Origin of the sequence: Reyranella sp. (assembly GCF_965228225.1) — a bacterium.
In the GTDB taxonomy this organism is placed as follows: domain Bacteria; phylum Pseudomonadota; class Alphaproteobacteria; order Reyranellales; family Reyranellaceae; genus Reyranella.
The window spans coordinates 3,653,618-3,666,349 of sequence record NZ_OZ245801.1; the positions used below are offsets into that span (position 1 = coordinate 3,653,618).

Below are 12,732 nucleotides of genomic sequence, written 5' to 3' on the forward strand. Positions count from 1 at the left end.
GCCCACTCGACCTTCGGGGGGCTCAGCGGCGATCGCCGCCGACCGGCAGGCCCGACGTATCGATCTGCGGTTCATTGCGCAGGGCGACCTGCTCGGGCGCGTCGGCTCGCGGCAGCGGCTTGCTGGGATCGACGGACCGAACCATCGCGACGAGGCGCTTCGGCCCCTTGGTGGTGTCTTCGGCGTCAAGGCGGCTCCAGCCGTGCTTTTCCCAATACTTCACGTCCTGCGGCAGCGACTGGGTGTAGAGTGTGCCCGCGCCGCGGCTTTCCGCAAGCTGGCGGCAGCGCTCGATCAGCAGTTCGCCGATGCCATGGCCCCGGAAGCGCTGCATCACCGCCAGCCGCTCCGGCATGGCGAAAGACTTGAACCAGCGCAGCCGGACGGTGCCCACCGGCTCTTCGCCGAGACAGGCGAGGATATGGGTGGCGCCGAAGTCGTGGCCGTCGAACTCCTCCGAATAGGGGATGTCCTGCTCGCCGATGAAACAGGCGGCTCGTACGGCGAAGGCCTGCAGCGAATCCTCCATCTTCATCGCGAGCTTGACCGTGACGGGCTGGCCGCCGATCGAAATCATCTTGCCGTTCATGCGTCTCACTCCTTCAGCTCGTGCGCCGCTCGGTCCAACCCGCATGGGGATTCGACGCTCCCCGATCCATCGATCCCTCCAGGACGCCGGGCCTGTCGAGCTGGTCTTCCGGCCGGTTCAGCACCATCGGATCGGTCGACACGGTCGGAGCATCCTCGCCGACATCGAGATCGCAGGCGAACGCGCCGTACTCGTGATCGGAGAAATGGAAGATCTTGTCGTCGACTTTGCGGAAACCGTCTTTCTCGAAGATCGGCCAGAGGCGCCGCTGGCCATGCAGGTAGGCCTTGGGGTAACCCTTCTTGCGGCAGAACTCCTTGGCCCAGTGGACGAAGGGCAGGAACAGGCCGTACGACCTGTAGCGCTTCAGGATGATAGCCCTCTCCAGCTTGGCGAAGCCCGCAAACCAACGCACCCTAATGGACGCCGCGGGCTCGCCGTCGACATACAGGATGAGGTGGCTGGCCGTGTAGTCGTTGCCGTCATACTCTTCCCAGTAGGGGCACTGCTGCTCGCCCATGAACACGGCGGCGCGCAGCATGAAGCACTGCATCATCTCGTCGGACGTCGATGCGAGCTTGATCGTGATCTCGGGCCGATTCCCCAGATCCGTTGCCGGCTGTTCAGTCATTTCAGTTCCTCTCGGTCAAGACACCATTGTCGTTGCGGAAGCGTCGGCCGCCGGCCGAAACTGTCGGTAGATCCTGTGAAATCTGGTCAAGAACATCGGTCACGATGGGCGGCGTCATGCCCTTCGCACCGCGACGGATGGCGGTTGCCGAGACCTGGTCCCGGCGCAGGATGCACCAAGGGTAGATCCAGCCGCATTCGTCGGCGATCTGGCGCACCAGCATGCCCCCGAAATCGGTGCCATGGATGATGTGCAACCGGACACCGGGGTGGCGCCGTTTGATCTCGGCGATCACGCCCTGGAAGCCCTTGCCGTAGTAGATGTCGGGATAGACCGCGACCTCGACCTTGTCGGCCATGCCGGCCTCGGCAAGCGCCAGGTCGATGAGCGCCACGCGCGTCTCCGGCGGCAGGAAGACGTTGCCCGTCGGGAAGTAGTCGACGTTGGAATCGGCCATGTCGGTCTTCTCGTAGATCTGGAAGCCATCCTGCAGACGGCCAACCCGGATCTCGCCCTTGCGAAACGCATCGACGTGCAGCTTGGGGATGAGGACCGGATGGATGATGACCTTGTCCAATCCCCGCTGCTCGATGGCCAGACGCAGCAGGCCAAGATGGCTGTTGTGGAAAGGATTGAAGGTTCCGAAGAACAGGCCAATGCCGCCCTTTGGCGCCATGCCCGAGCGCAGGTCGGACAAGAGCCCGACCGCGAACAGGGCCCCCCCCAAGCCGAACCCCGTCAGCAGGAAGGCTTCGCGCGCACCAGGTACGCCCGCCGTGCCCAGCCCGGCCAGCACGACATTGACCAGAATTCCGACCAGTGTGTTGCGGTTTGCGTCGCCCACGCCCCGCGCGACCAGATAGCCGCCGAGATACTGCGTCCCCTGTGACGCCAGGGTCGTGACGACCGCCGCGCCGGCAATGCCGCCCACGGACGCCATCCCAAGCCGGTTGAGCGCATCCCCCCATAACATCAGCCAGAAAATCACCAGGTTGAACGCCAACTGCGGGGTGAACCGCCCAAGCCGGCCGACCGTGACGAAGCCGAACCGGTTGTTGGCCCACAGTTCGGCCTTGTTACTGAGCTTGGCGTAACTCGGCAGGAACGCCCCAATGAAGATTGACACGCCGATCAGCACGGGGTTAGCCCAACTGCCGTGCGCGTACGCATAGCTCAAGTATGTTAAAAGTCCGCCAAAGGCGGCCATGCGCGTCGATGGACTGCGCAGATAGCGGTTTAATTTGGCGGTCCAAACTGCCGCGTGTGTTGGTTTTCCTTCTCCGCCGTTGGCAGTCACGGGTAGCACTCCTCTCTGCTTGCGAGTAACGACCAGTGCAAACGACCATCGGGCGGCTGGTGAATGGCTGGCTTCGAAGGGTGTGGCGGGCCTGCTGCGGGGTCTAGAACCTCCTCACGCCCTGAAAACAGACAGAAACGACATTTCACCGGGAATGGTGTAGGGTAATTGACGAGGTTCCCGTCAGCTAAGCGTTAGCCGTCCATCTTTTGTATCGATTGTCGCCATGGTCCCCCTCCCTCCGCGCAAGAACAAGGTGCCGAACATTCTCGGCGACTGGGACGACGTCCGTTTTTTCCTAGCTGTTGCAAAAACCGGCAGTTTCAGTGCCGCGGCAACGCAGCTGAATACCAAGCAGACGACCGTGGGGCGCCGCATCCAAGCACTCGAACGTCGCCTGGGCGCCAAACTGTTCGACCGGCACCGCCACGGAATGGAAGTCACGCCGGCCGCTCGGGGCGTGCTCTCCCAAGCCGACTCGATGATGTCCAACGCCACGGCCATCGAACGGCATCTCGCCGGCCTTGACCGGGAAATGGCCGGGATCGTCCGTATCGCGGCAACCGAGGGTATCGCTGCCCACTGGCTGGTCCCGCGCCTGGGGCTGTTGCGCCGCACCCATCCCGACATCATCGTGCAGGTGATCGCCGGCGACCAAGTACTGGACCTGGCTACCCGTCAGGCAGACCTAGCGATTCGTTTCTTCCGCCCGACATCGAACCAGCTGGTCGCGGCGCGCGTCGGCCAGGTCAACATGTCGATCTTCGCCGCGCCCTCCTACATCGAGCAGTATGGGCTGCCGCAAACGTTGGACGACATGCGCGATCACCACATCGTCGACCACACGACTCTGCACAGCCTCCCGGCCATGAAGCTATGGAGCGAAGTGGTCGAGCGCAGCACGTCGGTGGTCCTGCGCACCAACTCCTCCTACGCCGCCATGGAAGCCGTGCAGACGGGATACGGGATTTCGGTATTTCCGGACTATATCGCCAAGTCGTCGAACCTGGTCGCCGCGCCGATCGATCTCAGGATCGTCCGCGACATCTGGCTGGTCAGCCATGAAGAGACCAACAAGGGGGCGCGCATCCGCACCGTGATCGATTATGTGCGCGAGCAGTTCCGCCAGGACGAACGCGAGTGGTTCTCCACCACGCCGCGCAGCAGGTCGATGGCGGCCGCCTAGAGGGCAGCCTTCAACTTCTTGCAGATGGCTTCGATCTCAGCCTTGTCGCCCGGCTTATAGGTCCAGTTCAACCTGACCTCGTCCCCCGGAAAGCGCGGCAGGATGTGCACGTGGAGATGGGGCACGCTCTGCCCTGCCCCCGCACCATTGGACTGCAGAAGGTTCACCCCGCTTGGTTCGAGCGTGGCCATCGCCGCCTTCGCCACGCGTTGCGCCGTCCTGGCAACTGCGGCCAGGACCTCAGGCGGAATGACGTCGATCGTCGGCCAGTGGCCTTTGGCAACGGCCAAGGCGTGGCCGGGATTGACGGGGTTGATGTCCATGAAAGCGATCGTCGCCTCTTCCTCGAGCAACTTGAAGCAAGGCAGCCGTCCCGCCACGATCTTGCAGAAGATGCAGCTCTCGTCGATCGGCAGGCTCATCACGGTCTCTCCAAGGCAACACCCAGCTCGCGCAGTCGCTGGAAGGGCTGCAGGCCCGGCGCCAGCGCCAGATCAAGACCCAGACGGTCGAGCCTGGCAAGGCCGTCCCGGCCGAACCGGTCGCGCAGCGACTGGGCGATCCAGCCTTCGCTCTGATGATGACGCGCCACCGCCAACCGCCCCTCCGCCGACAGGAACTCCCGGTGCGCCTTCAGCGCTTCCATCAGCCGCTCCATCCCCGCGCCGCTGCGCGAGGATGCAGCCAGCACCTTCACCGGCCAATCGCTGCCGCCGGCTGTGGCAAGCGACAGCGCGCCCGCCACGTCGGCGCGCGCGCGCTCGGCCGCGGCCCCCATGTCCGCCTTTGTGACGACGACCAGATGCGGGATTTCGACGATTCCGGCCTTCATGAACTGCAGTGAATCGCCCGACCCCGGCTGGACGCAGAACAGCACCGTGTCGGCCACCCCCGCCACGTCGGTCTCCGACTGGCCCACGCCGACCGTCTCGATCAACACGCGATCGAACAGCGCCCGCATGACGACCATGGCCGCCACCGTCTGGTCCGCGAGCCCGCCCAGGCGGTCGCGGGCCGCCATCGAGCGCACGAAGCTGCCCTCGTCAGAGCCGTCATGGGCGATGCGGACCCGGTCACCGAGCAGAGCCCCGCCGCTCGTGCGCGACGAGGGGTCGACGGCGATCACGCCGACGGTCTTGCCCGACCGCCGCCACGCCGCAACCACGGCCGCGCAAAGTGAGGATTTGCCGACGCCCGGCGGGCCGGTGACGCCCACGACATGGGCGCGAGGCTCGCGCCAGGCGGCGTCGAGCAACGCCTGCGAGGTCTCGCTTTCCGGATCGCGCTCCAGCCCGGCAAGGGCGGCGGCCAGCGCCCGCTTGCCGTTCGTGCGGAGCGCCGCCAGCGTCATTCGGTCTTGAGCGGGCCGCCCAAGGCCGCCTGCGCCGCCGCCAGCCGTGCGATCGGCACGCGGTAGGGCGAACAGGAGACATAATCGAGGCCGGCCTTGTGGCAGAAGAAGACCGAGGCCGGATCGCCGCCATGCTCGCCACAGATGCCGAGCTTCAGGCTGTTGCGGACCTTGCGGCCTCGCTCCGTCGCGATCTCGATCAGCTCGCCCACACCCTCGATGTCGAGGGAGGCGAACGGGTCGTGCTCGAAGATCCCGCGTTGCTGGTACTTCTCCAGGAACGAAGCGGAGTCGTCCCGGCTCAGGCCGAAAGTGGTCTGCGTCAGGTCGTTGGTGCCGAAGGAGAAGAACTCCGCCGACTCCGCGATGTCGCCGGCGCGCAGCGCGGCGCGTGGAAGTTCGATCATGGTGCCGACGAGGTATTCGAGCTTCTGGCCCGACGAGCTGCTCACTTCCTCGGCGACCTGGTCGATCACGACCTTCATCAGGTCGAGCTCCTTCTTGGTCGCGACCAGCGGGATCATGATTTCCGGGATGACGGTCTTGCCCGCCTTCTTTTGGACCTCGGCTACGGCCTCGAAGATGGCGCGGGCCTGCATTTCGTAGATCTCGGGATAGGAGATGCCGAGACGCACGCCGCGATGCCCGAGCATCGGATTGAACTCGTGCAGCTTGTTGGCGCGCTCCTCGATCTCCTTCACGTCCACCCCGAGGTCCTTGGCCACGACCTCCATCTCCGCTGCCGTCTTCGGCAGGAATTCGTGCAGCGGCGGGTCGAGCAGGCGGATCGTGACCGGCAGGCCCGCCATGATCTCGAACAGCTCGACGAAATCCTGTCGCTGCATCGGCTGGATCTTCGCGAGCGCCGCGCGCCGGCTCGTCTCGTCGTCTGCCAGGATCATCTGGCGTACCGCCACGATGCGATCGCCTTCGAAGAACATGTGCTCGGTGCGGCAGAGACCGATGCCCTCGGCGCCGAACTTGCGCGCCTGGGCCGCGTCGGTCGGAGTCTCGGCATTGGTGCGGATGCCAAGCTTGCGGAACTCGTCGGCCCATTCCATGAGCTGGGAGAAGTCGCCGCTGAGCTCGGGCTGCACGGTCGGCACGACGCCGAGAATGATCTCGCCGGTACTGCCGTCGAGCGTGATGGTGTCGCCGGTCGTCACCACCGTGCCCCGCACGCTGAGCGTGCCGGCCTTGCCGTCGATGCGCACGTCGCCGGCGCCCGCGACGCAGGGCTTGCCCATGCCGCGCGCGACCACGGCGGCGTGGCTGGTCATGCCGCCGGTCGAGGTCAGGATGCCCTCCGCGGCGTGCATGCCATGGATGTCTTCCGGGCTGGTCTCGCGACGCACCAGGATCACCTTCTCGCCCGCGCGCGCCTGCTTCTCGGCATCGTCGGCGGTGAATACGACCTTGCCCGAGGCCGCTCCCGGGGACGCCGGCAGGCCCTTGGCGATCACCTTGCGGGGCGCCTTGGGATCGAGCGTCGGATGCAGGAGCTGGTCGAGCGACGCCGGCACGATGCGCGACACCGCCTCCTTCTTGTCGATCAATCCCTCGTGCACCATGTCGACGGCGATCTTGAGGGCGGCCTTGGCGGTGCGCTTGCCGTTACGCGTCTGCAGCATATAGAGCTTGCCGCGCTGGACGGTGAACTCGATGTCCTGCATGTCGTGATAGTGCTGCTCAAGCCGCTGGCGCACGCTGTCGAGCTGCTTGAACACTTCCGGCATGACCTCTTCCATGGCCGGCGCATCGGACTTCTGCGCGAGTTTTCCCTGCACGGTGAGGTGCTGCGGCGTGCGGATGCCAGCGACCACGTCCTCGCCCTGCGCGTTCACGAGATACTCGCCATAGAAAAGGTTGATGCCGGTCGAGGGATCGCGTGTGAAGGCGACGCCGGTGGCGCAATCCTCGCCCATGTTGCCGAAGACCATGGCCTGGACGTTGACCGCGGTGCCCCAGCTTTCGGGGATCGCATGCAGGCGGCGATAGGTGATTGCCCGCTGGTTCATCCACGAATCGAACACCGCGCCGACGGCGCCCCAGAGCTGCTCGCGCGGCTCCTGCGGGAACGGCTTGCCGGTGCGCTTCTCGACCAGTTTCTTGTATTCGGTCACGACCGCGCGCCAGTCTTCGGCCTTGAGGTCGGTGTCCATGGAGACGCCGAGATCCTCTTTCTTGATCTCGAGCGCCTCCTCGAAATAGTGATGGCCGACGTCGAGCACGACGTTGGAATACATCTGGATGAAGCGGCGGTAGCTGTCCCAGGCGAAGCGCTCGTCGCCCGACGACTTGGCGAGGCCAAGCACCGTCTTGTCGTTGAGGCCGAGGTTCAGCACCGTATCCATCATGCCCGGCATAGAGGCGCGCGCGCCCGAGCGGACCGACACCAGCAGCGGGTTGGCGGCATCGCCGAACTGGGTGCCGACGATCTTCTCGACCTGGGCCAGTGCCTTCTCCACCTCATCCTTCAGTTCGGGCGGGTAGGTCTTCTTGTTGTCGTAGAAGTGGGTGCAGAGCTCGGTGGTGATGGTGAAGCCCGGCGGCACCGGCAGGCCGAGGCTCGACATCTCGGCCAGGTTGGCACCCTTGCCGCCCAGCAGGTTGCGCATGTCGGCGCGGCCCTCGGCCTTGCCATCCCCGAAACTGTAGACCCACTTGGCCATTCTTAGCCCTCGATCTTCGAAAAATCGGCCACCGCATCCATGGTGGCACGAATCTGGTTGAGCAGTTTCAGCCTGTTCAAGCGAACCTCCGGCCTGTCTGTCACGTTGACCGTGACCTTGTCGAACAGAGCATCGATCGGCCCGCGCAGGCCCGCGAGGGCCGCCATGGCACCCGCGAAATCCTCGGCAGCGAGCGCCGGCTTCACCGCGCGCGCCACCTGGTCCAAGGCGGAAGCAACGTTTTCTTCCTCCGCTTGTTCCAACAGCGCGGCATCGGGTGTGCCAGCGATCTTCGCCGAGAGCCCCTTGTCCTTCTTCTCTTCGGCGCGAACGATGTTGGCCGCACGGCCGTAGGCGGTGAGCAGGTTGCGCCCCGCCTCGGTGCCGAGGAAGGCCTGCAGCGCCTCGACTCGCGCGAGCAGCCGGACGAGATCGTCCTCGCCGCCCAGCGAGACGACGGCGTCGACCACGTCGTGGCGCACGCCTTTTTCACGCATCTGCACCTTGAGCCGCTCGGCGAAGAAGGCGAGCAGATCGTCGGCCTTGAGAAACGGCCGAAGCGGCAGACGCAGCTTGTTCTCGACCACGATCCTGATGACGCCGAGCGCTGCACGGCGCAGGGCAAAGGGATCGCGCGAGCCGGTGGGCTTCTCGCCGATCGACCAGAAGGAGGTCAGCGCATCGAGCTTGTCGGCCAGCGCGACGGCGATCGATACCGGCGCCGTGGGGCAACGGTCGTTGGGCCCGGCCGGCGCGTAGTGGTCGCCGATGGCGTCGGCGACGGGCGCCGGCAGCTTTTCGCCCAGCGCGTAGTAGCGGCCCATCACACCCTGCAGCTCGGGGAACTCGCCCACCATGCCGCTCACCAGATCGGTCTTGCAGAGCCGCGCGGCCTGCTCGACAGCCGCTGCATCTGCACCGGGAATGGACTTTGCGATCTCGCCGGCCAGCGCGACGATGCGTTCGACCCGCTCGGCCTGGGTGCCGAGCTTGGCATGGAACACGACCTGCTTCAGCGACGGCAGGCGGCTTCCCAGGGTTGTCTTGCGATCCTGATCCCAGAAGAACTTGGCGTCGGCGAGACGGCCGCGCAGCACCCGCTCGTTGCCGGCGACGATCGTCTTGCCGCCGTCGCGCGCCACGTTGTTCGCCACCACGACGAAGCGGTTGGCCAGCGCGCCATCGGCCTTGGCCGTCGTGAAGAAGCGCAGATGCACCTTCATCGAGACGATCAGCACTTCCGGCGGCACGTCCATAAACTGGGCGTCGATCGCGCCCAGCATCGGCACCGGCCATTCGGTCAGCCCGGCCACTTCCTCGAGCAGGCCTTCGTCCTCGTTCAGCCTGACCTGTGCCTCGATGCAGAGCTTGCGCGCGCCCTCGAGGATGATCGCCTTGCGTTCGGCGGCGTCCAGGATGACATGCGCCTCTCGCAGCTTGGCCGCGTAGTCGGCGAAGCCCGCAACCTCGATCGTGCCCTTGGACAGGAAGCGATGGCCGCGCGTCGTGGCGCCAAAGGCGATCGGCGCCATCTGGCCGCCCGGTGCAACCTCGCCTTTCAGCACCTTGCCGTCGAACAGCGCGACGATGGACTGAAGCGGGCGCACCCAGTGCATGGTGCTGCTGCCCCACTTCATCGACTTGGGCCACGGCAACGCCTTCAGGGCGGCATCGATCACTCCCCCGAGCGCATCGGCCGTCGGCCCGCCCTTCTTCGTGATCACGGCGAACCAGAACTCGCCCTTGCCGGTGTCACGCTTCTCGGCCTGGTCGAGCGAAGCGAGGCCCGCCCCTTTCAGGAAGCCCTGCACGGCCTGGTCGGGCGCGCCAACGCGCGGTCCGCGCTTTTCTTCGCTGACATCGTCCCGGACGGCCGGGATGCCTTCGACCACCAGCGCGAGACGCCGCGGCGTCGCGAAGGCCCGGGCCTTCTCGAAGCCGATGCCGGCGCCCTTCAGCCCGTCACAGATCAATCGCTTCAGATCTTCAGCCGCCCGCGCCTGCATGCGCGCAGGAATTTCCTCGGAGAGCAGTTCAAGAAGCAACTCGGCCATCTCAGGCAGCCCCTTCGACGACGCTCAGGGCAGGCTTCGTTTGCGTCGCCAGCCACGATTCGCAGCAGGCCTTGGCGAGTTCTCGCACGCGCAGGATGTAGCTCTGGCGCTCCGCCACGCTGATCACGCCGCGGGCATCGAGCAGGTTGAAAGCGTGCGATGCCTTGATGCACTGCTCATAGGCCGGCAGCGGCAGCTTCTTCTCGACCAGCCGGCCGCTTTCCTTTTCGGCGTCGGCGAAGTGACGGAACAGCATCTCGGTGTCGGCATGCTCGAAATTGTAGGCCGACTGCTCCCGTTCGTTCTGCAGGAACACGTCGCCATAGGTCAGCGGCACGTCGGAATCGGCGCGATTGTACGGAAGCTCGTAGACCGACTTCTTGTCGAACAGGTACATGGCCAGGCGTTCGAGGCCGTAGGTGATCTCGCCCGCCACCAGGTCGACCTCGATGCCGCCCACCTGCTGGAAGTAGGTGAACTGCGTGATCTCCATGCCGTCGCACCAGACTTCCCAGCCCAGCCCCCAGGCCCCCAGGGTCGGGCTCTCCCAGTCGTCCTCGACGAAGCGGATGTCGTGCAGCGTCGTGTCGATGCCGATGGCCTGGAGCGACCCCAGGTAGCGTTCGAGGATGTCGGGCGGCGACGGCTTCAGGATGGCCTGGAACTGATAATAGTGCTGCAGCCGCATGGGGTTTTCGCCGTAGCGACCATCACCGGGGCGGCGCGACGGCTGCACATAGGCCGCATACCAGGGCTTGGGGCCCAGCGCCCGCAGGGTCGTCGCGGTATGGAAGGTACCGGCGCCCATTTCCATGTCGAAGGGCTGGAGGATCAGACAGCCCTGCGCCGCCCAATAGTCCTGCAGGGTCAAAATCAGTTCCTGAAAGCACGTCGGTTTCCCGCGCACTGCAGAGGGGTTCGACACCGGTATTCCCCGAAGCTCTAAAGGCCTTGTATTTCCGCAACTTATGGCCGTTTTTGCGGTGCGGCAAAATAGGTTCCACCCCCTAGCCGGTCAAGGCTGGTGGTGCGCTGCGGCCTTATGGCCGTGGACGACCGCATTGGCCACATTTTTCAGCAGTGGCCGGAATGTAGGCACCGCAGCCGGCGCACTGGACGGTATCCTCGATCACCACAGGCTTGCGCGGGGGCGCCGGCGACGCCTCGGGGGGCACGGGAGCCGGTGGAGGCGGCGGTGGACGCTTCGGCAGGTCGTTGCCGGTGAAACGGTCGAAAAGACCCTTCCAATGCCGGAAAGTCCTGTACACGCCGTACAGGGCAAGGCCGAACAGCGCAATCTTGAGCAGGAAACCCATGCGGCCTTTTGCGGTTCCTGCAGAACCCGGTCAAGCGGGCTATAGGTAGGCGATGAGTGTGACGGAGGATCGGCCGCTCGACCTGTTCGTGGTCGGCGGCGGCATCAATGGGGCAGGCATCGCCTGCGACGCGGCCGGGCGGGCGCTGACGGTCGGGCTCTGCGAAATGAACGATTTCGCCAGCGCGACGTCCTCGAAGGCGACCAAGCTCATCCATGGCGGCCTGCGCTACCTGGAAACCTACGAATTCCGCCTGGTCCGCGAGGCGCTGCAGGAGCGCGAGGTGCTGCTGGCCAAGGCGCCGCATCTCTCCTGGCCCCTGCGCTTCGTGCTGCCCTACGAGCCGCATTTGCGACCGCGATGGATGCTGCGGCTCGGCCTCTGGCTCTACGACCACCTCGACTGGCACATGACCCTGCCCAAGTCGATCCAGGTCGACCTGCCCCGGTCGAAATTCGGGGCCGGCCTCAAGCCCAACTTCCAGAAGGGGTTCGTCTATTCCGACGCCTGGGTCGACGACGCGCGCCTCGTAATCTCGAACCTGAAGTCGGCACGCGAGATGGGGGCCGCGATCTATGCCCGGCATCGCTGCGTCTCGGCCCGTCGCGGCGACGATGGCAAGCTCTGGCACATCGAACTCCAAGGCCCGGGTGGTGCGCCCGTGCATCTCAAGGCGCGCGCCCTCGTGAACGCCGCCGGCCCCTGGGTGAAGCACTTCCTCGACGAGCAGACCGAGATCAAGACGCCCAAGCGGGTGCGCCTCGTGAAGGGCAGCCACATCATCGTGCCCAAGCTCTACGATGGCGACCACGCCTTCATCCTGCAGAACAGCGACAACCGCATCGTGTTCGTCATTCCCTACGAGCGTGAGTTCTCGCTGATCGGCACGACCGACATCGCGGTCCAGGAAGGCGCGCACCCGGTCTGCTCGCCCGAGGAGATCGTCTATCTCTGCGAGCTGGCCAGCCGCTACATGGCCAAGCCCGTGCGGCCGCAGGACGTGGTCTGGACCTATTCCGGCGTCCGCCCGCTGTTCGACGACGGCGACGACAATCCCTCAAAGGTGACGCGCGACTACCATCTGGAAGTCGACGGCTCCCCGCAGGGCAAGGCGCCCATCCTCTCGGTGTTCGGGGGCAAGATCACGACGTACCGCCGTTTGGCGGAGCATGCGCTGCGGGACCTCCAGCCCTATTTCCCGCGCATGGGCGGTCCCTGGACTGACGGACGCGCCGTCTATGACGGCGAGCTGGCTGACGCTCCGACCTTCGAGGAGGCCTTCGACCGGTTCGTTGACGGTGCTGCCGCCATCAAGCCCGGCCTGCCGAAGGAGCTGGTGCGAATCCTCGCCCGGCGCCATGGTTCGGGCCTCGACGACCTGCTCGAGAACGTGAAGACCGTCGCCGATCTCGGGCGCCATTTTGGCGGCTCGCTCTACGAAGTCGAGGTGCGCCATCTGGTGCGCGATGAATGGGCCGTCGACGCCGAGGATGTGCTCTGGCGGCGGACCAAGGAAGGCCTGCATATGACGGCGGAAGAACGCGAGGCATTCGCGCGCTGGCTGGCCGAGCAACGGCTCAACTTTACATAACTTAACCTTCGACCTGGGCACGCTCGGCGCCTTCGGTCCGTACCT

General features: G+C 65.4%; 10 protein-coding genes. 2 read left to right on the top strand and 8 right to left on the bottom strand.

The genetic code is table 11. The annotated features are described in order from the left end of the window. Nucleotides 1–22: 22 nt before the first annotated feature. The 3 genes from ACO07K_RS17695 to ACO07K_RS17705 are packed head-to-tail and all read right to left on the bottom strand — an operon-like array spanning nt 23 to nt 2,517. A complete protein-coding gene (locus ACO07K_RS17695) occupies nt 23–589 on the bottom strand; it encodes a GNAT family N-acetyltransferase (RefSeq protein WP_422030084.1) in 567 nt (188 codons plus the stop codon). Between the two features lie 13 nt (nt 590–602). After that, on the bottom strand, nt 603–1,220 hold the full coding sequence (locus ACO07K_RS17700; RefSeq protein WP_422030086.1) for a GNAT family N-acetyltransferase: 618 nt from the start codon (nt 1,218–1,220) through the stop codon (nt 603–605). A gap of 1 nt (nt 1,221) precedes the next feature. Next, nucleotides 1,222–2,517: a hypothetical protein gene (locus ACO07K_RS17705; RefSeq protein WP_422030088.1), complete on the bottom strand. Its 1,296-nt coding sequence runs from the start codon at nt 2,515–2,517 to the stop codon at nt 1,222–1,224. A 226-nt stretch (nt 2,518–2,743) separates the two neighbouring features. Between ACO07K_RS17705 and ACO07K_RS17710 the strand changes: the two genes are divergently transcribed. Next, the gene (locus ACO07K_RS17710; protein WP_422030090.1) at nt 2,744–3,703 is read left to right on the top strand and encodes a LysR family transcriptional regulator; all 960 of its coding nucleotides are present in this window, start codon (nt 2,744–2,746) and stop codon (nt 3,701–3,703) included. Here ACO07K_RS17710 and ACO07K_RS17715 read toward each other — a convergent pair. The 5 genes from ACO07K_RS17715 to ACO07K_RS17735 are packed head-to-tail and all read right to left on the bottom strand — an operon-like array spanning nt 3,700 to nt 10,705. Then, nucleotides 3,700–4,125 carry an HIT family protein gene (locus tag ACO07K_RS17715; protein WP_422030092.1) on the bottom strand — a complete coding sequence of 142 codons (426 nt, stop codon included), beginning with the start codon at nt 4,123–4,125 and terminating at the stop codon, nt 3,700–3,702. The genes ACO07K_RS17710 and ACO07K_RS17715 overlap by 4 nt on opposite strands. Next, on the bottom strand, nt 4,125–5,054 hold the full coding sequence (locus tag ACO07K_RS17720) for an ArgK/MeaB family GTPase (protein ID WP_422030094.1): 930 nt from the start codon (nt 5,052–5,054) through the stop codon (nt 4,125–4,127). Before ACO07K_RS17720 ends, ACO07K_RS17715 begins: the two co-directional genes overlap by 1 nt. Beyond that, nucleotides 5,051–7,726, bottom strand: a complete 2,676-nt coding sequence (gene ppdK, locus ACO07K_RS17725; RefSeq protein ID WP_422030096.1) for a pyruvate, phosphate dikinase — start codon at nt 7,724–7,726, stop codon at nt 5,051–5,053. Before ppdK ends, ACO07K_RS17720 begins: the two co-directional genes overlap by 4 nt. A gap of 2 nt (nt 7,727–7,728) precedes the next feature. Further along, nucleotides 7,729–9,780 carry a glycine--tRNA ligase subunit beta gene (glyS, locus tag ACO07K_RS17730; RefSeq protein ID WP_422030098.1) on the bottom strand — a complete coding sequence of 684 codons (2,052 nt, stop codon included), beginning with the start codon at nt 9,778–9,780 and terminating at the stop codon, nt 7,729–7,731. A gap of 1 nt (nt 9,781) precedes the next feature. Further along, entirely contained in the window at nt 9,782–10,705 is a 924-nt protein-coding gene (locus ACO07K_RS17735; RefSeq protein WP_422030100.1) for a glycine--tRNA ligase subunit alpha, read from the bottom strand. Between the two features lie 443 nt (nt 10,706–11,148). Between ACO07K_RS17735 and glpD the strand changes: the two genes are divergently transcribed. After that, the gene (glpD, locus tag ACO07K_RS17740; RefSeq protein ID WP_422030102.1) at nt 11,149–12,687 is read left to right on the top strand and encodes a glycerol-3-phosphate dehydrogenase; all 1,539 of its coding nucleotides are present in this window, start codon (nt 11,149–11,151) and stop codon (nt 12,685–12,687) included. The last annotated feature ends 45 nt before the right edge of the window (nt 12,688–12,732 follow it).